The sequence below is a fragment of the Citrobacter telavivensis genome (assembly GCF_041807075.1).
GTDB classification, from domain to species: Bacteria; Pseudomonadota; Gammaproteobacteria; order Enterobacterales; family Enterobacteriaceae; genus Citrobacter_A; species Citrobacter_A telavivensis.
Genome location: NZ_JBGUBF010000005.1, coordinates 79,990 through 102,135, shown reverse-complemented (window position 1 = coordinate 102,135; position 22,146 = coordinate 79,990). Strand labels below are relative to the sequence as shown.

At 50.2% G+C, this 22,146-nt stretch carries 21 protein-coding genes; 2 read left to right on the top strand and 19 right to left on the bottom strand.

The window, feature by feature from the left end; translation table 11 throughout:
• Positions 1-149: 149 nt before the first annotated feature.
• From trbJ to ACERJC_RS19125, 5 genes are all read right to left on the bottom strand, one after another.
• The gene (gene trbJ, locus ACERJC_RS19145; protein WP_323093164.1) at positions 150-944 is read right to left on the bottom strand and encodes a P-type conjugative transfer protein TrbJ; all 795 of its coding nucleotides are present in this window, start codon (positions 942-944) and stop codon (positions 150-152) included.
• An 81-nt stretch (positions 945-1,025) separates the two neighbouring features.
• Entirely contained in the window at positions 1,026-1,379 is a 354-nt protein-coding gene (traJ, locus tag ACERJC_RS19140; protein ID WP_373672264.1) for a conjugal transfer transcriptional regulator TraJ, read from the bottom strand.
• A gap of 685 nt (positions 1,380-2,064) precedes the next feature.
• On the bottom strand, positions 2,065-2,826 hold the full coding sequence (locus tag ACERJC_RS19135) for an ABC transporter ATPase (protein ID WP_097752545.1): 762 nt from the start codon (positions 2,824-2,826) through the stop codon (positions 2,065-2,067).
• Entirely contained in the window at positions 2,813-3,670 is an 858-nt protein-coding gene (locus ACERJC_RS19130) for a helicase RepA family protein (protein WP_373672263.1), read from the bottom strand. Before ACERJC_RS19130 ends, ACERJC_RS19135 begins: the two co-directional genes overlap by 14 nt.
• A gap of 5 nt (positions 3,671-3,675) precedes the next feature.
• The gene (locus ACERJC_RS19125; protein WP_023308174.1) at positions 3,676-3,906 is read right to left on the bottom strand and encodes a helix-turn-helix transcriptional regulator; all 231 of its coding nucleotides are present in this window, start codon (positions 3,904-3,906) and stop codon (positions 3,676-3,678) included.
• 77 nt (positions 3,907-3,983) lie between these two features.
• Between ACERJC_RS19125 and ACERJC_RS19120 the strand changes: the two genes are divergently transcribed.
• Positions 3,984-4,955: a LuxR family transcriptional regulator gene (locus tag ACERJC_RS19120; RefSeq protein WP_373672336.1), complete on the top strand. Its 972-nt coding sequence runs from the start codon at positions 3,984-3,986 to the stop codon at positions 4,953-4,955.
• A gap of 577 nt (positions 4,956-5,532) precedes the next feature.
• Here the strand turns inward: ACERJC_RS19120 and ACERJC_RS19115 are convergent.
• From ACERJC_RS19115 to guaB, 4 genes are all read right to left on the bottom strand, one after another.
• Entirely contained in the window at positions 5,533-6,162 is a 630-nt protein-coding gene (locus ACERJC_RS19115; protein WP_023308176.1) for a hypothetical protein, read from the bottom strand.
• Between the two features lie 123 nt (positions 6,163-6,285).
• The gene (locus ACERJC_RS19110) at positions 6,286-7,476 is read right to left on the bottom strand and encodes a tyrosine-type recombinase/integrase (protein WP_001588187.1); all 1,191 of its coding nucleotides are present in this window, start codon (positions 7,474-7,476) and stop codon (positions 6,286-6,288) included.
• A 306-nt stretch (positions 7,477-7,782) separates the two neighbouring features.
• Complete coding sequence (guaA, locus tag ACERJC_RS19105; RefSeq protein WP_373672262.1) at positions 7,783-9,360, bottom strand: glutamine-hydrolyzing GMP synthase; 1,578 nt, start codon at positions 9,358-9,360, stop codon at positions 7,783-7,785.
• Between the two features lie 68 nt (positions 9,361-9,428).
• Entirely contained in the window at positions 9,429-10,895 is a 1,467-nt protein-coding gene (gene guaB, locus ACERJC_RS19100) for an IMP dehydrogenase (protein WP_046485000.1), read from the bottom strand.
• Between the two features lie 161 nt (positions 10,896-11,056).
• Here guaB and xseA point away from each other — a divergent pair, with 161 nt between their 5' ends.
• Positions 11,057-12,421 carry an exodeoxyribonuclease VII large subunit gene (xseA, locus tag ACERJC_RS19095; protein ID WP_373672261.1) on the top strand — a complete coding sequence of 455 codons (1,365 nt, stop codon included), beginning with the start codon at positions 11,057-11,059 and terminating at the stop codon, positions 12,419-12,421.
• A 35-nt stretch (positions 12,422-12,456) separates the two neighbouring features.
• On the opposite strand, the gene ACERJC_RS19090 is transcribed toward xseA, so the two are convergent.
• The 10 genes from ACERJC_RS19090 to ndk form a co-directional block, all read right to left on the bottom strand.
• Positions 12,457-12,678, bottom strand: coding sequence for a zinc ribbon domain-containing protein (locus ACERJC_RS19090; RefSeq protein ID WP_373672260.1), 222 nt, complete (start codon positions 12,676-12,678; stop codon positions 12,457-12,459).
• A 38-nt stretch (positions 12,679-12,716) separates the two neighbouring features.
• The gene (locus tag ACERJC_RS19085) at positions 12,717-12,869 is read right to left on the bottom strand and encodes a hypothetical protein (protein ID WP_373672259.1); all 153 of its coding nucleotides are present in this window, start codon (positions 12,867-12,869) and stop codon (positions 12,717-12,719) included.
• A 131-nt stretch (positions 12,870-13,000) separates the two neighbouring features.
• The gene (gene der, locus ACERJC_RS19080) at positions 13,001-14,473 is read right to left on the bottom strand and encodes a ribosome biogenesis GTPase Der (RefSeq protein WP_046485008.1); all 1,473 of its coding nucleotides are present in this window, start codon (positions 14,471-14,473) and stop codon (positions 13,001-13,003) included.
• Positions 14,474-14,591: 118 nt separating this feature from the next.
• Positions 14,592-15,770: an outer membrane protein assembly factor BamB gene (gene bamB / locus ACERJC_RS19075; RefSeq protein ID WP_152402961.1), complete on the bottom strand. Its 1,179-nt coding sequence runs from the start codon at positions 15,768-15,770 to the stop codon at positions 14,592-14,594.
• Positions 15,771-15,780: 10 nt separating this feature from the next.
• A complete protein-coding gene (locus tag ACERJC_RS19070; RefSeq protein ID WP_152402959.1) occupies positions 15,781-16,401 on the bottom strand; it encodes a YfgM family protein in 621 nt (206 codons plus the stop codon).
• A 13-nt stretch (positions 16,402-16,414) separates the two neighbouring features.
• A complete protein-coding gene (hisS, locus tag ACERJC_RS19065) occupies positions 16,415-17,689 on the bottom strand; it encodes a histidine--tRNA ligase (protein WP_152402956.1) in 1,275 nt (424 codons plus the stop codon).
• 110 nt (positions 17,690-17,799) lie between these two features.
• Entirely contained in the window at positions 17,800-18,918 is a 1,119-nt protein-coding gene (gene ispG, locus ACERJC_RS19060; protein WP_042999832.1) for a flavodoxin-dependent (E)-4-hydroxy-3-methylbut-2-enyl-diphosphate synthase, read from the bottom strand.
• A 26-nt stretch (positions 18,919-18,944) separates the two neighbouring features.
• Positions 18,945-19,937 (bottom strand): cytoskeleton protein RodZ, encoded by a 993-nt coding sequence (rodZ, locus tag ACERJC_RS19055; RefSeq protein ID WP_286632759.1) that lies wholly within the window; start codon positions 19,935-19,937, stop codon positions 18,945-18,947.
• 287 nt (positions 19,938-20,224) lie between these two features.
• On the bottom strand, positions 20,225-21,391 hold the full coding sequence (gene rlmN / locus ACERJC_RS19050) for a dual-specificity RNA methyltransferase RlmN (protein WP_152402952.1): 1,167 nt from the start codon (positions 21,389-21,391) through the stop codon (positions 20,225-20,227).
• A gap of 209 nt (positions 21,392-21,600) precedes the next feature.
• A complete protein-coding gene (gene ndk, locus ACERJC_RS19045) occupies positions 21,601-22,032 on the bottom strand; it encodes a nucleoside-diphosphate kinase (RefSeq protein WP_046485030.1) in 432 nt (143 codons plus the stop codon).
• Positions 22,033-22,146: the final 114 nt, after the last annotated feature.

Below are 22,146 nucleotides of genomic sequence, written 5' to 3'. Positions count from 1 at the left end.
CGCAATGCACACTTATCGGATCTATGTGCATCAAATTTATTATCTGGCATCGATGAGCAATCGTTATCTTTTTTTTTCGCAAGAACATATAATCATTGAAATGATTATAATAAAAACCATCATAATTTTATTTTCCATTCAGTTGTTCCTCACCAAATTCGCTTCGGGCTTGGTGTGTTCTGCCCAGCTAATACGTTCTCATCAGCAGCTATTTGTTGGGCTTCTTTATCGGCCTGAGCCTGTGCCAGTGTTGCCGCAGCGTTTTGTTGAGCTATCAGAAGCGAGCGGATTTGCAGTAACTGGTTTGTCTGCGCGCTGGCAAGCTGGGTAGCGGCCTGAATAGCTTCCATTTGCCCTTGTGAGCCGGTTGCCTGAGTTTGTAACTCGGCGAGGTTATCAGCATCGCTCTGCAGGGTGTTCTGCTGTTCGTCAATTACCTTAAATAGCGCGTCATTGGCCTTTTTACGTGCCCCTGAACTGTTCTGTTCAGCTTCACGCAATGCGCTAATTTCAGACGAGGTGCATTTAACATTGCTGTTAAAGCAAGGTGATGTCCTGTAGTAGTTAACATCCTGATATCGTTTCAGGTACGCATCGAGACTCCCGGCCTGATTCTTGTAGTAATTAAGGGTATCCTGCACCTGCAACAATTTATTAATTGTTGAATTTGCCTGGTCCCAGATATAGGCCGCAGGAGCTACGGTGTTCTGCAGCATGTTTTCATACTGCTGCAGCTGCGTCTGGTACTGCTGGATTTGTTTAGCCACAGCCTGAACGTTGTTAACTGCGCTGATTGTGGTCTGAACCACATTGGTGCCATCAATAACGGGAATTCCGGCCTTCACCGGTAATGCCATGACGGACGCCACGAAAGGAACTATTAAAGCTTTTTTAGCGGCTAAAATCCCTCTTTGTGATGAAACCAATCGGAACATTAAATTCATTTTCTCACCTCTTATTCAACAGATTAGTAATCTTTAACACTCTGTCTGTTAACAGACGCAGGTATATAGGAAACCACACATTTATTTATCCAAGATTTTATCCATAATGTTCCTTAGTTCTTGCCGAGTTGATTCTATTTTCGCAAGCAAGGTTCTTATCAGTGTGGGTGAAAAATAAACTGTTCGAGGATCATTTGCGAGCCATAATTTAAGTAATCCTCCAAGTCTTCCAAGATCAGCGTTTACTCGGCTAAGTTCATTAACCTGTTTTATATCTACGATAGAATCAACCTGATAACCCATTGCAACTCTACGAACAAAACAGGCAACACTTAATCCAGATGCTTCTGCATTTTCTTGGATGAGAACTTTTTCTTCGGGTAAACAATAAACTTTTATTGACGTACTATTTTTTCTAGTCTGAGTAACTTTCATATAGCTCTCCATACAGGCGGTAGCCTGGCAGCCTCGCAGAGCAGGACGCCCTTGAGCCGTGATGCGGCGAATAGGGAGTGGTAAAGTTGGAACACCGTAGCGGTGGGCCTACTTTACATGTCCTGCCCTACAATTGCCGTTGTATATCTGTGCAAGACAATGTGTATTTCAGTGTACAGGATGTGTTTTCTTAGCGTATTAATATTGGATTACTCGAGTAAAGATCTGCAGCAAATGTGTTTTTTGCAAGGAAACTATATTTCTCCCTTTTGAAAAGGACCTTTAGTAGTTATAAATGGACGTCCACACTGTATTTATGTTTCGATATATCGTAAGAAGTTTTTTATTTTCTCATACACTTTTTTACTTACCTTGTCTGAGCATGTGCATTGCAGATTTTAGCGGCTAAAATCTGCCTCCCTATGCATAAAGCCAAGGGTGTACCTCATATGTCATAAAATCTACCTCAAGTGTTAATATGCCAAGCGTGTAAGTAATCTCTTCTTCTGGCGTACAACCATCGGCCTTTGGCCGATTCTAGATTTGAAAGCGCCTGCTCAGGCAGGTGATTTCAAAGCCTGAATATACTGATTGATCCTGAATAACCTGCAAAGGAGTTAAAAAATCAGGCCTCTGTAGCACACTGGCGGGCCGTTACAGCACATCTCCGGGCCGTAACGACACGCTACCGGGCCGTTGTAGCTCGTTTTATCCTAGAATTTTGTATCTCAATACCAATCGCTAGAAATTGTTTGCTATCTTCTTTTAATCTCCTCCGATAGTTACGTAATGTCATATTATTAGTACCTTCACCACTGACAGCTAAAATTAATGTATCAATATGCCAGCCGCCTTTAGGATCGTGCTTATGTGTTAATATATGACGTGCAACTGCTTGGCTAATACCATGCTGGAGACGAGCAATAGGACCAGGATCATGATGAAAATGCAAATCTCGCTTCAACAACATTACCAATGCAACACCCAAGCGTACTCTCCATAGGTTACGTTCACCACCAGTTAGAGGATTACGCCTGGTCATTGGTGAGGGTACGACATGGTCAATTAAACCGCCTAGAATGCAATAACCGTTTTTTTCTAAATCTGGTGTTACTATTTCAACAGTCGCCACTCGTAGATCAACGAGTAGTTTTTTAATTCGATCATAACTGTATTGTGCATCTGATAGAGTTCGGCGTACTTTCGCTGGATCTACTAATAACTCGATTCCTCCGTCAGAAATTTCTCGACGTTTCTCGGCCACATAAAGCATTGTTTCCACAATATCCGCATGACGTTGTCCTAGTCTTCCGGTAACTCGACAACGACCAAAACTAGTCTCCATCCACTGCCCCTTCAGCGTCAAGGGACGTTGACTTGGTTGGTACAGAATGACTCTAGCCTGCAGAGCTGTACTAGTAGGTGTAACTTTATTACCAGTTATCATTTTCTGCACCACTCCATGAAGACATACATTCTTTAGCTATTTGTTTTTTATTCTTCGATTTGAGTTGCGTTATCCTTAATACTCCGCCCTCATGTCTCTGTAACCAACAATCTGGCGCACGTTCTCCATAATTTGCTTTATTTATTCCAAATCTAACAAATTGACCTCGAACATCATCAGAAATACCATACGTCTTCGCTTCTAAGGCGGTCATGCCCGCCAGATAAGATTGCCACCGTATATTATCAACCAGGACGCTACTACCCCTGCTTGCTTGCTGTATATCACCAACCCCCATCGTGGCAGCGCCTTTGTTTAAATGGTGTAGAAATATAATCGAACATCCAGTATCAGCAGCAATACCTTCTAGTTTTCCAATGACTTTGGACATTGCTGCGCTATTATTCTCATCCTCCTGGTGGAAACGGCGAAGAGTATCCAAAATTATTAAACGTCTACCTTTTGAAACTTCATTGATCAAGTTGCTCCAATCCGGCAAGAAAATATTTGGACACTTCCCTACCAAAGGTTCGACCAGTAGCTTATCAGCTACAATCTGCTGCTGACGTGCTGTTAGATATTTTCCCAAAGCATATAAACGATGGTGAACGATGGTTTCAGAGTCCTCCACAGGTAAATATGCCACCAACCCAGTCGGATATTCACCAAAGTTTAAAAGATCTACACCACAAGTAATCTGCACAGCCAATTGTAATGCCAGCATTGACTTTCCAACGCCTCCCGGAGAAACAATCGATCCGATAGTACCAATAGCCAAATTAGGCAAGACGTAATCAATTGGTTGCGGCTTAGCTTCAAATGCTTCCATTATGTTCAATGACATTGCTGTTACCTACCTAAAACAACACCGGGTCTGGCCGCTTTAAACATTGCTGATTTACGATCCGCAATCCACTGTTCTACTTCGGATAACTGCCATGCTACATTTCGGCTAGTAAGTGCTATACGGCGAGGAAACTCGCCTCGCTGTTCAAGGTTATAAATGGTGCGGGCTGACAATGGGATCATTTCCAGAAGTGTTTTTCTGTTAATGAGCGTGCTATGTGCCTTTGTTTGCATCTGCCTTCCTCCTGTTTCCAATCAGGCCTATACAATGCCAAGCATTACCACTTGCTAAAACCTATTCATTGGCTAAAATGGTTGACATGAAAATTACTATCTGGGAAAGCTGTGACCTCACAGTTGCAGCTGCAATTAAATTATTTGTAGAGCGTAGTTATCCGTACTCCATATTTTCACGGAGGTATCCAATACTGCGTCTCATACAGGAAGTTATTGATCCAGCAGTAGCTGCTTATGTAAATTCCCTGCCACCAAGTCATAAAGACTACATTTCTGGAGTAAATCTAGGATTTAGTGATGTACTTAAAAAAGTGGGCTTAAACGTCGTAGTACGGGCACAAAGACTTCTTTTGCGTAATTTCGTTCTGACTTTAGATCAACAAACTTCTCTTGATAAATGCTTTACCGCTACGATTGAGTCTCTTATTGAATTAGTCAGTGAGTGCGCATCCAAGCGGCCGAAGAAGTCCTCTCCTGCAAAAGGAGTAACTATAAATTCACAGCGTAAGCTCGGTTATTGCGAGTTCTGCGGTAATCTAACCGAATTTTCCAAGTTGATCAGTGAGATATCAGAATTTGTTGCTAACGATAATGAGTTCCCCGTTCATGAAAAACAGGTCCTTAGTCATCGATATTGTTCTGACCATAGGCCCAAACTCACCAATGGTCTATGGAATCCCAAATACAGACAAGGAAAGCGGTCTCTCGAACAGTTCAATAAAGAATTAATAAGGCTTAGACGGCAATGCGCTAAACCGCATAAAGCTAACGCAAAAACAGGGGATATATTGATTGATACATATTTTCATGAGTGGATGCAGGGTCAAACTTTAACCCCAGCAGATCTAGATAAACTTAGGAATATCGCCAGACGAATGGTTGACTCCAAATTCACTGATACTAAGAAAAAAATAATCATATTAAAACACCAAGGTTTTAACCAGTTTGAAACCGCACAGGTTTTAGAAAAAAATCACTACACAACTATGACAAAGCAGGCTGTGTCCAAGGCCTTAGCGTCTGTGAGGAAAGAATTTTATATTTAAAATAGTATATCCACGAGCTATTATGGTGGCAGTTTAAGTCTTAATATCATCCACTTTATTGAATTATAACCAGCCACTTACGAGGTTTTTTCGCGATTACCCTGCTTCAAATTGATGATTTTGAAAATACAGTATTATAGTTTATTGTTTGTAGCGCAGCTGTAAGCGTTATGCAAAACGGATCACAGTGAGACTACCTCACCAGTAAATCACTGAAGCCGATCTGTAATGACATAGAACGAATTGGTTTTATGGTTATGCAATGGCTCATCCCCTTACTTGTCCCTGACCATAAAAAGCATTCGCTTTCCTGAAAGCAAGTCTAAGCCATGGGGCGTTTACAGTTGTCTTGTCTTGGCTCATTAGGTACTGGCTTAATTATTAGAATCATGTCGGTGGCATTTAAGTCCAAATATGCCCAAAATTTTAGCAGCTAAAATTCGTCTTCTCATGTAGGGTCAAGAAGCTTATGACTTAACCTATTGATTATGTGAATTACCTTGTGAGTATTACTCGTAGGATGGAATCTTCCAAAACTCTGACAATTCACTCTGAATGCATGGTAACAAAGAACAGTTTAAACCATGGTCTGTTCAGCGTTAAATTTCTCAAGATAGACTTCCATTTCGCGAGTCCACCTAGGGGTAGGTACCGAGGTGATCATTAGCCAAGGAAACCACCATACAAGCATGAAGAGTAACATAAGCGGTGCGATCATTTCGGCCGAAGAATGAGAAACTATATACATAATGAATAATATTAGTAGAACTGTGTTTACAATCTGACCTACCAGAAAAAGACGCCAGCGAAAACAATGCCATTTCCTGTTGAACACAATCCGTCCATCCCGTTCTTCGAGCCAGTTACGCCACGGCTTGAGATAACCAGCCCGCAACCCATAACGATCACACATTATTACAGCCAAATCCTGCAGCCGATAATTATACAAGCCTGTAAGCCGATAAAGGCTGCGCTGACGAAGCTCACGCTTTGCCAGACGGACCGCATTTTTATTCAAATATGGCTGTGTCAGCATTTGCTCTAGCCGGCGCTTCCTAAGATTGAGTAGTCCACGAAATACACTTCCAGATTCAGCATTAATTACTCTGTGACGAACTACACCGAGTGCAATATAGATACACAGCAATAGCCAGCCGGTCTTAGGGTATTGATTCATCCATTGTATAATTACAGACAACTCAGGCACTTTTATTTTTCCTTTTTATGCAATCCAGATAAAACCAGTAAAGATTCAGTAAATTTTAGCGGCTAAAATTGCTCTCCTAGCGTAGATAAAAGAAGCATATCCACTTAACTTACTGATTATTAACTACTTACTAGTCCATTCATCAATCATATTCGCCCAATCTTGTAGCATCTCAGCCCTCTGCTCACGATATTCTGCCTTGTTATAAACAGCTCGTACCCCTTTTTGTTCATGGGCAAGGCTCTTCTCAATCCAGTCAGTATTGTACCCGGCCTCATGTAGCAAGGTGCTGGCTGTACGCCGTAAGTCATGGGGACCAAACTTAGGCAACAACTCCCCTTCTTTCTGAGCCAGGCGATACGTCAGTGTCAAAACCCGGTTTAAAGTAGCGCTACTCATTGGCGCATCGGAATCGTACCGCGAAGGAAGGATAAAATCAGAGCTACCGGCAAAGGTTTTGAGAGCAATCATAATATCCATTGCCTGTCTGGAAAGAAAAACCAAATGTGGATTACGTCGTTTCATCCTTTCCTTTGGTATCGTCCATAATGCCTCACTAAAATTGATCTCGTTCCAGGTTGCGTTAGTAAGCTCACTTTTACGTACCATCGTTAACAGCAAAAGTTTAACCGCTGCTCTGATTGATGGCGTCGTTCCTACCCGTTCCATGTACCGATACATCAGACCAATTTCAATTGGCGTCAATGCCCTGTCTCGAGGCTCAAATTTCGCTATGCTTGCAGGCCGTACCAGATCAGCTGGATTCTCCACCTTCTGACCGCGCTCAATAGCCCAGCGATAGACTTGCAATACAATCTCTCTGGCGTGTACAGCTGTCGCCGGTGCCCCTCTCTCGACAATGTTATCGGTTAATGCGCGTAAGTCTTCATGTGTAATCTCACTAAGTTTCTGCTGGGCAAATTTTGACTTCAACTCCCTTTGATATACCGAACGCCGCATATCACGCGTCGATTCAGCCATTTGATAACCGCGTAACCATTTCTCAGTCCACGCACCAAAAGTCTCCGCATCTTTAATACGTGCTTTATCTCTGGCTTTTTCCCTCGCAGGCGATATTCCACTGGCAACCATTTTTTTGGCTTCATTGAGCCGTTCACGCGCTTCTGCAAGCGTGATCCCTCCAACACCATAGCGGCCAAAAGTAACGGTCTCCTGTCTTCCGTTTATTGAATAGTTATAACGAAATGAAATAGTTCCAGCCGGAGTGACCGCAACATACAGACCATCACGGTCATTAACTTTATAGAGTTTCTCCTTCGGCTTAAGGTGACGCAGCCTGGTGTCAGTCAACATGGTTTATTGTTTTCCTTTATCAAAAATACCATGTTGTAAAAAATTCAGAAAAGTTGTTTAACTCTCTGTTTTTAATTGAGTTATAAAAAATAAATACCATAACTCAACCGAAATTTATCACATGGTACTTTTTCAAACCTGAATTCGAAACCAGAGAGTACCATCAAAAATTCCATTGAAAAAACCGTGCTTCCCGTTGCTAACAGCTGCCAGAAAGTGCCAGACACAAAAACAAAAAAGCCCGCAGTTACGCGGGCTTAGAGGTTCTTTACTGCTTTTACGTGCAGGCTGTTGCCAGACGCGAAATCATTCCCACTCGATCGTGGCTGGCGGCTTACCGCTGATATCATACACAACGCGTGAAATCCCATTCACTTCGTTGATGATGCGGTTAGATACACGGCCCAGGAAGTCATACGGCAGGTGTGCCCAGTGCGCAGTCATAAAGTCGATAGTTTCGACCGCACGCAGAGAAACCACCCAGTCGTATTTACGACCATCGCCCATCACGCCAACAGAGCGAACCGGCAGGAACACGGTGAACGCCTGGCTCACTTTGTTGTACAGGTCCGCTTTGTGCAGCTCTTCAATGAAGATAGCGTCCGCACGACGCAGCAGGTCGCAGTACTCTTTCTTCACTTCACCCAGCACGCGTACGCCCAGACCTGGCCCCGGGAACGGGTGACGGTAAAGCATGTCGTACGGCAGGCCCAGTTCCAGACCAATTTTACGCACTTCGTCTTTAAACAGCTCTTTCAGCGGTTCAACCAGACCCATCTTCATCTCTTTCGGCAGACCGCCTACGTTATGGTGAGATTTGATGACGTGCGCTTTACCGGTCGCAGAGGCCGCAGATTCGATAACATCCGGATAAATGGTGCCCTGCGCCAGCCATTTCACATCTTCCAGCTTGAGCGCTTCTTCGTCGAAGACTTCAACAAAGACGCGACCAATAATCTTACGTTTCGCTTCTGGATCGTTTTCGCCTTTCAGCGCCGTCAGGAAACGTTCTTCCGCCGGAACGTGAACAATGTTCAGACCAAAGTGGTCACCGAACATGTCCATCACCTGCTCGGCTTCATTCAGACGCAGCAGGCCGTTATCAACGAAGACACAGGTCAGGTTTTTACCGATCGCACGGTGCAACAGCATTGCGGTGACTGAAGAATCCACACCGCCGGAAAGACCGAGGATCACTTTGTCATCGCCAACCTGCTGGCGGATACGCTCAACGGCGTCATCGATAATTTTTGCTGGCGTCCACAGCGCTTCACACTGGCAGATGTCGCGGACAAAACGCTCCAGCATGCGCATTCCCTGACGGGTGTGGGTGACTTCCGGGTGGAACTGTACGCCATAGAAGCGTTTTTCTTCGTTCGCCATGATGGCAAACGGACAGCTTTCGGTGCTGGCAACGGTGACGAAATCAGACGGAATCGCCGTCACTTTATCGCCGTGGCTCATCCACACGTCCAGCAGCGGTTTGCCATCAGCGGTCAGGGAGTCTTCGATACCACGAGTTAGCGCGCTGTCGGTCACCACTTCAACCTGCGCGTAGCCGAATTCACGCTCAGTCGAACCTTCAACATGACCGCCCAACTGCATCGCCATCGTCTGCATGCCGTAACACACGCCGAAGACCGGAACACCGGCTTCGAAAACGTATTGCGGTGCACGCGGGCTGTTTTCTTCGGTGGTGCTTTCCGGGCCACCGGAAAGAATGATACCGCTAGGATTAAACTCGCGAATCTGTGCTTCAGTCACATCCCATGCCCACAGTTCGCAGTAAACGCCCAGTTCACGCACGCGACGTGCAACCAGTTGTGTGTACTGAGATCCGAAATCAAGGATGAGAATGCGATGCTTGTGAATATTGTCTGTCATTGACGCTAATTCCGAGGCAAGTGAAACAGGTTAAATAAATCGCCCGACACAAGGTCGGGCGAAGAAAATCAGGAGCCCATACGGTAGTTCGGGGACTCTTTGGTGATGGTCACGTCGTGAACGTGGCTTTCCTGAATACCCGCACCACTGATACGTACGAATTCCGCTTTAGTACGCAATTCGTCGATAGTACCACAGCCGGTCAGCCCCATACAGGAGCGCAGGCCGCCCATCTGCTGGTGAATGATCTCTTTCAGGCGGCCTTTATAGGCAACACGACCTTCGATACCTTCCGGCACCAGTTTGTCAGCAGCGTTATCGCTCTGGAAGTAACGGTCAGAAGAGCCTTTGGACATTGCGCCCAGAGAGCCCATGCCGCGGTAGGATTTGTAAGAACGGCCCTGGTAGAGTTCGATTTCACCTGGGGATTCTTCGGTACCTGCCAGCATGGAGCCAACCATTACCGCGCTTGCGCCCGCGGCGATGGCTTTGGCGATATCACCAGAGAAACGGATACCGCCGTCAGCGATCACCGGAATACCCATGCCTTCCAGCGCTTCAACGGCATCAGACACCGCGGTGATCTGCGGAACGCCCACGCCGGTCACGATACGGGTCGTACAGATGGAGCCAGGGCCGATACCCACTTTCACCGCGCTCACGCCGGCTTCCGCCAGAGCACGTGCGCCCGCGCCGGTCGCCACGTTGCCGCCAATAATTTGCAGATCCGGGTATTTAGCACGCGTTTCACGAATGCGCTGTAACACGCCTTCTGAGTGCCCATGAGAAGAGTCGATCAGCAGCACGTCAACACCGGCAGCTACCAGCGCATCAACACGCTCTTCGTTACCCGCGCCAGCGCCAACCGCAGCGCCAACGCGCAGACGACCATGCTCATCTTTACAGGAGTTCGGTTTACGTTCGGCTTTCTGGAAGTCTTTCACGGTGATCATGCCGAGCAGGTGGAAGCTGTCATCGACAACCAGCGCTTTCTCAACGCGTTTCTCGTGCATTTTAGACAACACGACATCGCGCGCTTCGCCTTCGCGAACGGTGACCAGACGCTCTTTCGGCGTCATGTAAACGCTGACCGGTTGGCTCAGATCGGTCACAAAACGCACGTCACGACCGGTGATGATCCCGACCAGTTCATTGTCTTGTGTCACCACCGGGTAACCCGCAAAACCATTGCGTTCGGTCAGTTCTTTCACTTCACGCAGGGTCGTGGTTGGCAAAACGGTTTGCGGGTCGGTTACCACGCCAGATTCATGTTTTTTCACGCGGCGAACTTCTTCCGCCTGACGCTCAATCGACATGTTTTTATGGATAAAACCGATGCCGCCTTCCTGTGCCAGCGCAATTGCGAGGCGCGCTTCAGTCACGGTGTCCATTGCTGCGGAAAGCATAGGAATGTTCAGACGAATGGTTTTCGTCAACTGCGTGCTGAGGTCGGCAGTATTCGGCAGAACGGTGGAGTGAGCGGGAACGAGGAGGACGTCGTCAAACGTCAAAGCTTCTTTAGCAATACGTAGCATGGGCAATATCTCTAACCTGGGGGTGGATAAATATTGCCGTGGCATTATACAGAGCGTAATCGGTTGCATCCACACTTTTTTGCAAATAATGCTTGCGCTCCTGCTCAGGCGGGTTACTATCGATTGAATAACCTGCTGATTTAGAATTTGATCCCGCTCACATGTTATCCTCTCAGACCTCCGCAATCTTTACTGTTAGCCGCCTGAATCAGACGGTTCGTCTGCTGCTTGAACAAGAGATGGGGCAGGTCTGGATCAGCGGTGAGATTTCCAATTTCTCGCAGCCGTCATCGGGGCACTGGTACTTCACGCTCAAAGATGACACTGCGCAGGTGCGCTGTGCAATGTTCCGCAACAGCAATCGTCGGGTGACCTTTCGCCCCCAGCATGGCCAGCAGGTGCTGGTTCGCGCCAATATCACTCTGTACGAGCCGCGCGGCGACTATCAGATTATCGTCGAAAGTATGCAGCCTGCCGGCGAAGGCCTGCTCCAGCAAAAGTATGAACAGTTAAAAGCCAAGCTGCAGGCTGAAGGGCTTTTTGATCAACAGCACAAGCAGCCTCTCCCCTCTCCCGCCCACTGTGTGGGCGTGATCACCTCGAAGACCGGGGCTGCACTGCACGATATTCTCCACGTACTGAAACGCCGCGATCCCTCTTTGCCGGTCATTATCTATCCGACCGCCGTCCAGGGCGACGACGCGCCGGGGCAGATTGTCCGTGCTATTGAACTGGCGAATGCGCGCCAGGAATGTGATGTTCTGATTGTCGGGCGTGGTGGCGGTTCGCTGGAAGATCTCTGGAGCTTTAACGACGAGCGCGTCGCCCGGGCTATTTTTGCCAGCGCGATCCCCGTCGTCAGCGCGGTCGGCCACGAAACCGACGTGACGATTGCCGATTTTATTGCCGACCTGCGTGCGCCAACGCCTTCGGCCGCGGCTGAAATGGTCAGCCGGAATCAGCAGGAGTTGCTGCGCCAGATCCAGTCCGCCCAACAGCGCCTTGGCATGGCAATGGACTACTTTCTGGCAAACCGCAGTCGCCGATTCACCCAGATTTATCACCGCCTGCAACAGCAGCATCCACAGTTGCGTCTCGCCCGTCAGCAGACGGCGCTGGAACGATTGCATCAGCGTATGAACGTGGCCATCGACAGCCAGGTGAAGCGCACCAGCCAGCGCCAGTCTCGCCTGGTACAACGCCTGAACCAGCAAAGTCCTCAGCCGCGTATTCATCGGGCGCAAACCCGTATTCAGCAACTGGAATATCGTCTGGCGGAGAATGTGCGCTCACGTCTGAGCGCCACGCGTGAACGCTTTGGCAACGCGGTAACGCATCTGGAAGCCGTCAGCCCACTCTCAACTCTGGCGCGTGGTTATAGCGTCTCTACCGCCACCGATGGCAAAGTGCTGAAAAAAGTGAAGCAGGTGAAGGCGGGTGATGTGATGACCACCCGACTGGAAGACGGCTGGGTGGAAAGCCAGGTCACCGATATCAAACCGGTGAAGAAGCGCGCCCGCAAGTAAGTGGCCAGCCCCTGTCAGGGACTGCCCCTATCCGTTCACGCGTTATGCAACGTAAACTCAACGCGTTTTTTTGAAATCAATCCGTGGCCGTTCTGGCAAAAATAATCCACCGCACCGCAGGCTTTCAACACCTGGAGCGGCTTGTGGCAGTCCGGACAACGTGCTTCAACGGTAAAGTCTGTATGACAGGTCGCGCAATGGGCCGTTTCACCATTGCGCTCCAACGGGTTATGACAAACAGGACACATCAGTTCCATACTATCTCCTCACTCTCCTCTTCTGAGGATGCCATCAATTACTGGGGGCTCTGTCCGGAAGATACTGACCCAATGCCTTTTCTGACATGAAACCGGTAAAGGTCATCTTCGGGCTCACCATCATTAGAGGACTGTGCGGCAAGCGCCAGTAGATTACGGGTTTTCTCGATTTGTTTTGCTTTATCGGTCATCAGGCGATCTTTAAAGACGGACTGCCGTGCGCCTGAGTAACGTTACCAGAATATAAACGGTAGACGGAAAGATACCAAAAAGCCCGACGGGTGCGGGCTTTTTGGGGGTTACCTGCCTGGCAGGTAAGTTATTACTTACTTTTCTTGATGTGCTTAATCAGACGCTTACGCTTACGCATCTGGGTTGGAGTCAGCGTATTGCGCTTATTGGCGTACGGGTTCTCGCCCTCTTTAAACTGAATGCGAATCGGCGTCCCCATCACTTCCAGCGATTTACGGAAGTAGTTCATCAGGTAGCGCTTATAGGAATCCGGCAGGTCTTTGACCTGGTTACCGTGAATCACCACGATCGGTGGGTTATATCCCCCCGCATGGGCATATTTCAGCTTCACGCGACGGCCACGGACCAGCGGTGGCTGGTGATCTTCAGCCGCCATCGTCATGATACGGGTCAGCATCGCCGTACTGACGCGGCGGGTGGAGCTGTCATACGCTTCACGGACGGATTCAAACAGGTTACCGACACCGCTGCCGTGCAGCGCAGAGATAAAGTGCACGCGCGCGAAGTCGATAAAGCCCAGACGGAAGTCCAGCGTCTCTTTCACCTGCTCTTTCACTTCCTGAGTCAGTCCGTCCCACTTATTCACCACGATAACAAGTGAGCGCCCACTATTGAGGATGAAGCCCAGCAGAGACAGATCCTGGTCAGAAATACCCTCACGAGCATCAATCACCAGCATCACCACGTTAGCGTCTTCAATTGCCTGCAATGTTTTGATAACCGAGAACTTTTCCACCGCATCGGTGATCTTGCCACGCTTACGCACCCCGGCGGTATCGATCAGCACATACTCGCGCTCATCACGTTCCATCGGGATATAAATACTGTCACGGGTAGTCCCTGGCATGTCGTAAACCACCACGCGGTCTTCACCCAGAATGCGGTTAGTCAGTGTGGACTTACCGACGTTCGGACGACCGACAATCGCCAGTTTGATCGGCAGATCCTGCGGATTGAAGTCATCTTCCGGCTCTTCTTCACCGTTCTCGTCGGCTTCGAACTGCGCCCAGTATTCGGCGTCTTCATCCACCTCTTCCTGCGGCGCGGCATCGTCCATCCACGGCAGCAGAACGTGTTCCAGCAAACTGAGCACGCCACGACCATGAGACGCGGCGATCGGGTGAATTTCACCCAGACCCAGCGAGTAGAAATCAACGATGGCCTGATCCGGATCGAGTCCGTCCGTTTTGTTGGCGACCAGGAACGTCGGTTTTTCACGGGAGCGTAAATGCTGGGCGATAGCTTCATCGGCTGGCATCAGGCCAGCACGCGCATCAACCATGAACAGCACCACATCCGCCTCTTCAATCGCCAGCAGCGACTGCTCCGCCATACGCGTTTCTACGCCATCTTCAGTGCCATCAATACCGCCGGTATCGATACAGATAAACTCACGACCTTCAATCTCCGCACGACCGTACTTACGGTCACGAGTCAGACCCGGGAAATCCGCAACCAGCGCATCTCGGGTGCGAGTTAGACGGTTAAATAACGTGGATTTTCCGACGTTAGGGCGCCCGACAAGCGCGACCACAGGTACCATGTTTAAAGCCTCATTTTAAAAATCATCAGACAACAGCCGCTATTTTTGCGCTGTTGTTAAAAACAGGAAAACGGCCCCTGCACCAGGAGCCGTTTTTTAAAGCGTACGACCAGGACGATTAACGTGTAATAGAGTACACGGTACCGTCTTTGGCCTGGATCAGCAGTTTGCCATCGGCAGAGACCGGTTCGGTCAGGAAGCCAGAGCTGTCTACTTTCTGCTGAGCCACAAAACGGCCGTCTTCGACGTTAAGCCAGTGCAGGTAACCTTCGCTATCCCCTACCACCAGGTTGCCATTATACAACGCCGGGGAAGTCAGCAGACGGTGCAGCAGATCGCTCTGCGTCCACAGCGTTACGCCGCCATCGGTAGTCAGCGCCAGTACGCGGTCATTCTGATCCACCAGGTAGATACGGTTGCCGTCGACGATAAAGTCATTCACCGAGCCCAGTTCACGTTTCCACATGATCTGGCCACTGCGCAGATCCAGCGCGGTCAGGTTACCATTATAAGCCAGGGCGTAAACGACGCCATTGACGATAACCGGCGTGGTATCCACATCGCTCAGACGGTCGATCTCGGTAGAGCCGGTAGCCTGAGAAATACGTTGCTGCCAAATCATCTGGCCTTGCTGCATCAGCACGGCACTTACGCGACCGTTATCACCACCGACGATGGCTGCACCAAAGGCGGTTGCCGGCGCAGATTCGCCACGCAGCGACAGAGACGGCATATCCAGGTTCACGGTCCACTTAATGGCGCCGTCGGCTTCATTCAGGGCCTGCAACTGACCGTTGCTGGTATGAATCAGCACCATTCCGTCGCTGACTACCGGACGAGAGAGCGCTTCGCCCGCCACTTTGGTTTGCCACGCAACCGTACCGTCCGCCGCGTTCAGCGCGTAAACCTGCGCTTTTTCGCTGCCAAGATAAACGTGACCGCCAGCAATCGTTACGCCGCCAGACAACTGCGCCGACGAGCGTGAGAACCAGCCATCTTTCTCGCCCAGGTTAACCGACCAAACTTCTTTACCGTCATCAGCATTCAATGCTTTCACCACGCCAGCCCGATCGGCAGCGTAGACCACGTTATCGGCATACGCCGGGTGGAGGTTGGAATAGAAATCACCGATACCGTTGCCTACAGAAGTGCTCCAGACCGTAGACGGGGTAAACTGATTTTCAACCACCGGTAATGGGGACATTTTTACAACGTCTTCTTCGCCACTAAACAGTGAACAGCCGCTCAACAGGGTAACGGAAAGCAGCCCTGGCAGAAGTAATTTACGCAATTGCATCGGGTCCCTCTCAGATGGACAAATTATTGATTTTCATCTGCATCATTTCGCTCAGTGCCGGGGAGGCATTACTTTTCACGCCCGCTTCCCATGCACTACGCGCACCTTGTTTATCACCTTTGCTCAGCAGCGCTTCGCCGCGCAGATCGGCAACAATTGCTGCCCATCCTTCACCCTTCACGCTATCAAGGGTTTTTAGCGCCGTGTCCGCCTGCTTGAGTTGAACCTGAACGCGAGCAAGACGCAGCGTGATCACCGCGTTAAGATTCTCATCACTCGTGGCGGCCAGTCCCTGCTGAAGCTGGGCTGCGGCTTTCTCAAGTTGATTCTGATCGACAAACTGCTGCGCCAGTTCCATCGACGCTAACGCGCCGTAAGCGTTCTTATTGTCTGCGGCAAATTTCTCCGCTGCAGACAGGTCTTCTGCTTTACCCGCACTGAGCGAACTCACTACAGTTTGATATGACAGAGAAGTAGAGCGAGCGGACTCAGTCTGATGACTGTTCCAGTAGCGCCAGCCAACCAGCGCTCCAACACCTAAAATAACCCCAACAGCCAGGGCTTTGCCGTTTTCGGCAAAGAAGCGTTTAATCGCATCGACCTGGTCGTTTTCGTTCTCGTAAATTTCCACGCAGTCCTTCTCCTTAAGCCATTAACGTGCGCAAATGGGCGGCAACGCTGTCCTGTGCCACCTCAGTTTGCTCACCGGAGCGCAAATCCTTCACTACAACGGTGCCGGCAGCCATTTCGGACTCGCCAAGCACCAGAGCAACGCGGGCGCCCCATTTGTCAGCTCGGGCAAACTGTTTCTTAAAGTTGCCGCCGCCGTGGTTTGTCATCAGCTTCACGCCCGGGATTTCATCACGCACGCGCTCAGCCAGTGTCATTGCCGCAGACTGCGTATCCGCGCCTGAAGCGACCAGGTATATATCGACAACAGAATCGGCTTTAAATTCCGGATTAACTGCCTGAACCAGTAAAACAAGTCGCTCCAGACCCATTGCAAAGCCTACCCCCGGGGTCGCGCGACCACCGAGTTGCTCTACCAGTCCGTCATAACGACCGCCCGCACAGACCGTACCTTGAGACCCCAGACTGTTGGTGACCCACTCGAATACGGTGCGGTTGTAGTAGTCAAGGCCGCGCACCAGACGCTGGTTGACGGTGTAGGCAATGCCTGCGGCTTCCAGTAGTTTGCACAGACCCGCAAAGTGCTCGCGGGAATCGTCATCCAGATAGTCGCCAAGCTGAGGAGCATCGTTGAGCAGCGCCTGAACGTCCGGATTTTTTGAATCCAGGACGCGCAGTGGATTGGAGTACATGCGACGTTTGCAATCTTCGTCCAGTTTCTCAATGTGCTGTTCCAGGAACGCCACCAGCGCATCGCGATAGTTTGCACGTGCGTCCTGAGAACCAATGGAGTTCAGTTCCAGATTGACATGCTCAGCGATACCCAGTTCACGCCACCAGCGCGCGGTTAACATGATCAGTTCGGCATCAATGTCCGGTCCTTGCAGACCAAAAACTTCGGCGCCCAACTGATGGAACTGACGATAGCGCCCTTTCTGCGGACGCTCGTGGCGGAACATCGGCCCGATGTACCACAGACGCTGTTCCTGATTGTACAGAAGACCATGTTCGATGCCGGCGCGTACACAGCCCGCCGTCCCTTCCGGACGCAGCGTCAGGCTATCGCCATTGCGGTCCTCAAAGGTATACATCTCTTTTTCAACCACGTCGGTCACTTCGCCGATCGCGCGTTTGAATAACGGGGTCTGCTCTACAATCGGCAAGCGGATTTCACTGTAACCGTAGCTGCCGAGCACGTTTTTGAGTGTGCCTTCAATGCGCTGCCAGATGGCGGTTTCGCCAGGCAGATAATCGTTCATGCCGCGAATGGCTTGAATGTTTTTTGCCACGTTTATTCTCTTTCTGAATATAAAAATGAACCCTCAGCGCTTCCCCGAGCGATACGGGAGCCATGCGGGTTCAATCATACACGGGAAGCACGCCGCTTCCCATCACGTTATTATTTTTCAACCTGCTGCACGTTAATACGCTGTGCTTCGTCGAGCATCGTCGCTTTGGCACGAATGCGGGCTTCAAGCTGGTCAATCATATCGCTATTATCCAGACGATCTTTGCGAACGCCATCTTCATAGAGACCACTTTTCTTGTTGCCGCCGGTCACACCCAGCGTGGACACCAGCGCTTCACCCGGCCCGTTAACCACGCAGCCGATGATGGAGACATCCATTGGCGTAATGATGTCTTCCAGACGCTGCTCCAGCGCGTTAACCGTACCAATCACGTCAAACTCCTGGCGCGAACAGGTCGGACAGGCGATGAAGTTGATCCCGCGAGCGCGGATGCGCAGAGACTTCAGGATATCGAAGCCAACTTTGATCTCTTCCACCGGATCGGCTGCCAGCGAAACTCGCAATGTATCGCCAATCCCTTCAGACAACAGCAGGCCAAGACCGATCGCCGATTTCACCGCACCGCTACGCGCACCACCGGCTTCGGTGATCCCTAAATGCAGCGGTTGATCGATTTGCTTTGCCAGCAGGCGATAGGATTCAACGGCGAGGAAAACATCAGATGCTTTTACACTGACCTTGAACTGATCAAAGTTCAGACGATCGAGATGATCCACATGGCGCATTGCCGATTCCAGCAAAGCCTGCGGCGTCGGTTCACCGTACTTTTCCTGTAGATCTTTTTCCAGCGATCCGGCGTTAACACCGATGCGAATCGGGATGTTTTTGTCACGGGCGCAATCCACTACCATGCGGATACGCTCTTCGTTACCGATATTGCCAGGGTTAATACGCAGGCAATCAACGCCGTACTCCGCCACTTTAAGCGCAATACGGTAGTCGAAGTGAATGTCGGCGACCAGCGGAACCGAAACCTGTTGCTTGATCAGTTTGAAGGCTTCTGCGGCATCCATCGTGGGGACGGAGACACGAACAATATCAGCGCCCACACGTTCCAGCGCTTTGATCTGATTAACCGTTGCTTCCACATCCGTGGTCCGCGTGTTGGTCATCGACTGTACGGCGATGGGAGCACCATCGCCAATCGGCACATTCCCAACGTAAATACGCGTTGATTTTCTACGTTGAATTGGAGCCTGGTTATGCATGAAAAATCTCCCGCGTTACCCGTCTATTACTGCGCCGGTGATTGTTCGGCATTTAGGGTCAGACGCGCAACCTGGTTAGTTCTGATAAAACGGCTCAGATCGACAGGTTTTCCTTGATACTGGATCTGCACCGCAGCCGGCGCGCCAATTTTAAGCTTATAAGGCGCCTGACCGGTCAGGTTTAAATTACCATCTTTGCGCTGCATTCCGCTAAACAGCTTTTTGCCCGTTGCATCGCTCACTTCCAGCCAGCAGTCGGCGGTAAAATTCATTACCAGTGCGTTCGGATCGGCAGCCGCTTCCACGCCCGCCTGATTGGTTGGCAACGGGGCCGCGCCGTCTGGCGTTGCCGGTGTAGCAGGGGCGGCTGTTGCGGTGTCAACGTTGGCCTGAGATGGGGCGACCACGGCGTTCTGCTGCGGATCAATCGCCGGTGCCGTCGTCGGCGCAGGCGTTTGTGCCGTCTCCGCCAGACCGGTGGACGCCGGCGTGTTGTCCTGGCTTGCCGTTGCGCTGGTATCCAGCGGCACGCTTTGCGTGTTTTCGCTGTTGGCGTTCAGCTCAGCAGAGGATTGATCGGCCATTGTGGAGATCTCTTCCTGCTGCGCTTTGTGGTTTTGCCACCACCATGCGCCCGTCAGACCGACCACCACAAACAGCACCAGCCAGGTAAACGTCATCAACCAGCCATCGCGCTTTTTACGGCGTTTGCCTAACGAGAAGCTCTGCATCGGTGCAACTTTCGCTGTTCGAACCGGCGCCTGCTTCTCCAGAGCCGGTAGAAGTTCTTCTTCAGGAATATGGACCAGACGCGCATAAGAGCGGATGTACCCACGCAGGAACGTTGAAGCCAAATCGGCAGGAGCCTTATCGTCTTCAATGTCGCGTACGGTGGATACCTTCAGGCAAAGTCGCTCAGCGACAGCCTGCTGGCTGAGTCCGAGTTGTTCACGGGCATTGCGTAGACGAACGCCGGTGGATTGTGCTTCATGTTGGTCGTGAGTGGCTTCAGTATTCATTCGCTACAGCTGCTGGTGAAAATTAAGGTTCAGGCGCCGGCGAGTCATAATGCCCACCCACGCCGCGAGAATCTGGTCAGTCAACCTGAGTCAAACAGTATAAACCCGTCTGCTGACTCTTAACAAAAACAGCTTAAGCCTGAGGGCTAAACTATTGTCGCGCCGTACATACTGCCCTAAAGTCGACAAAAACGCACCGTTATTATTGACCGGACAAGTACGACTCTGACCCTCATGCAAATTACACTGTGCCACAGCACAAAAATCAGGCTGTAGCACGTTCTGCATCAGACAGTTTTAACGTCGATAGCCTCACCCTGCATACGCTTACGCAGCGTACGTTTAGTACGGTCGATCACATCCCCCGCCAGTTGCCCACAGGCGGCGTCGATGTCATCACCCCGCGTTTTACGCACAATAGTGGTAAAACCGTAGCTCATCAACACTTTAGAGAAACGGTCAATGCGGCTATTAGAGCTACGTCCATATGGCGCTCCCGGGAACGGGTTCCATGGGATGAGGTTTATCTTACAAGGCGTATCCTTCAACAACTCCGCCAACTGATGCGCATGTTCTGTGCCGTCGTTAACGTGATCAAGCATGACGTATTCAATCGTGACACGTCCCTGGTTGGCATTGGATTTCTCCAGATAGCGGCGAACCGCGCCCAGGAAGGTTTCGATATTGTACTTTTTGTTGATGGGCACAATTTCGTCACGAATTTCGTCATTTGGCGCATGCAGTGAGATAGCCAGTGCGACGTCAATCATGTCACCTAATTTGTCGAGCGCAGGCACCACGCCGGAGGTCGACAGCGTAACGCGACGCTTGGACAGACCGAAGCCGAAATCATCAAGCATGATTTCCATGGCCGGCACGACGTTAGTCAGGTTAAGCAGCGGTTCACCCATCCCCATCATCACCACGTTGGTGATCGGACGCTGACCGGTGATTTTCGCCGCGCCGACAATTTTCGCCGCACGCCAGACCTGACCGATAATTTCAGAAACGCGCAGGTTACGGTTAAACCCCTGCTGTGCGGTTGAACAGAATTTACACTCCAGCGCACATCCTACCTGCGAAGAGACGCACAGCGTGGCACGGTCATCTTCCGGGATATACACCGTTTCAACGCGCTGATCGCCCACGGCAATCGCCCATTTGATGGTGCCATCCGAGGAGCGCTGTTCTTCAACCACTTCCGGTGCGCGGATTTCCGCCACCTCTTTGAGCTTGTTACGCAGCACTTTGTTGATGTCGGTCATATCATCAAAGTTGTCGCTGCAATAGTGGTACATCCATTTCATCACCTGGTCGGCGCGAAACGGCTTCTCGCCCATCTCTTTAAAGAATTCGCGCATCTGCTGACGGTTCAGATCCAACAGGTTGATTTTGCCATTTTTCGCAGGAACCGCAGGCGTGATAATTTCGGAAGTGTTAACTAATTCAGACATAATTTTTTCCGGCCTCGTTGTTACACGTTATGGCCCATGGGAGGTTGAAAAGAAACGCCCCGGTAAGCAGTGGCTCATCCGGGGCGTTGCATTGTACAAAGTCTGGCGCAAGGATGCCACGTTTGCACGCGGCATTTATCGAAAAATTATTCCCGAATATTTCGCGTCGCGGGAAGGTGGCACACTGACGAATTCCCGGATGAAGGGAATTAGCGCGTGCGGGCGCACACTTCGCCTTCGCCAAAGAAGTAGGCGATTTCACGCTGGGCGGATTCCACGGAATCAGAACCGTGAGTACCGTTTTCGGTGAAGCTGTCAGCGTAGTCAGCACGCAGCGTACCCGCCAGGGCGTTAGCCGGGTTGGTTGCGCCCAGCAGATCGCGGTGACGCTGTACCGCGTTTTCGCTTTCCAGCACGGACACCACGATAGGACCCGAGGTCATGAACTCAACCAGGCCGTCGAAGAACGGCTTGCCGTCATGCTCAGCATAGAAGCCGCGCGCCTGCTCAACGCTCAGGTGCAGCATTTTGGTGCCGACAATTTTAAACCCTGCTGCTTCAAAGCGCGCAAAGATATTACCAATAACGTTTTTTGCCACCGCGTTTGGCTTGATGATGGAAAAAGTACGTTCAATAGCCATGATTACCTCTGAAAGATGTTCTGTTGTGTTTTACCTGGCGCGGATTATAAAGAGCATCCCGGCTATTGCATATGGACGAAGGTAACATTTTTTTAAAATAAGATGAGCATTAGC

Excerpts from the sequence above, each read along its gene's own strand:
- trbJ (WP_323093164.1), bottom strand. The coding sequence starts at position 944 with ATGAATTTAATGTTCCGATTGGTTTCATCACAAAGAGGGATTTTAGCC.
- traJ (WP_373672264.1), bottom strand. The coding sequence starts at position 1,379 with ATGAAAGTTACTCAGACTAGAAAAAATAGTACGTCAATAAAAGTTTAT.
- ACERJC_RS19135 (WP_097752545.1), bottom strand. The coding sequence starts at position 2,826 with ATGATAACTGGTAATAAAGTTACACCTACTAGTACAGCTCTGCAGGCT.
- ACERJC_RS19130 (WP_373672263.1), bottom strand. The coding sequence starts at position 3,670 with ATGTCATTGAACATAATGGAAGCATTTGAAGCTAAGCCGCAACCAATT.
- ACERJC_RS19125 (WP_023308174.1), bottom strand. The coding sequence starts at position 3,906 with ATGCAAACAAAGGCACATAGCACGCTCATTAACAGAAAAACACTTCTG.
- ACERJC_RS19120 (WP_373672336.1), top strand. The coding sequence starts at position 3,984 with ATGGTTGACATGAAAATTACTATCTGGGAAAGCTGTGACCTCACAGTT.
- ACERJC_RS19110 (WP_001588187.1), bottom strand. The coding sequence starts at position 7,476 with ATGTTGACTGACACCAGGCTGCGTCACCTTAAGCCGAAGGAGAAACTC.
- guaA (WP_373672262.1), bottom strand. The coding sequence starts at position 9,360 with ATGACAGACAATATTCACAAGCATCGCATTCTCATCCTTGATTTCGGA.
- guaB (WP_046485000.1), bottom strand. The coding sequence starts at position 10,895 with ATGCTACGTATTGCTAAAGAAGCTTTGACGTTTGACGACGTCCTCCTC.
- xseA (WP_373672261.1), top strand. The coding sequence starts at position 11,057 with ATGTTATCCTCTCAGACCTCCGCAATCTTTACTGTTAGCCGCCTGAAT.
- ACERJC_RS19090 (WP_373672260.1), bottom strand. The coding sequence starts at position 12,678 with ATGGAACTGATGTGTCCTGTTTGTCATAACCCGTTGGAGCGCAATGGT.
- ACERJC_RS19085 (WP_373672259.1), bottom strand. The coding sequence starts at position 12,869 with ATGACCGATAAAGCAAAACAAATCGAGAAAACCCGTAATCTACTGGCG.
- der (WP_046485008.1), bottom strand. The coding sequence starts at position 14,473 with ATGGTACCTGTGGTCGCGCTTGTCGGGCGCCCTAACGTCGGAAAATCC.
- bamB (WP_152402961.1), bottom strand. The coding sequence starts at position 15,770 with ATGCAATTGCGTAAATTACTTCTGCCAGGGCTGCTTTCCGTTACCCTG.
- ispG (WP_042999832.1), bottom strand. The coding sequence starts at position 18,918 with ATGCATAACCAGGCTCCAATTCAACGTAGAAAATCAACGCGTATTTAC.
- rodZ (WP_286632759.1), bottom strand. The coding sequence starts at position 19,937 with ATGAATACTGAAGCCACTCACGACCAACATGAAGCACAATCCACCGGC.
- rlmN (WP_152402952.1), bottom strand. The coding sequence starts at position 21,391 with ATGTCTGAATTAGTTAACACTTCCGAAATTATCACGCCTGCGGTTCCT.
- ndk (WP_046485030.1), bottom strand. The coding sequence starts at position 22,032 with ATGGCTATTGAACGTACTTTTTCCATCATCAAGCCAAACGCGGTGGCA.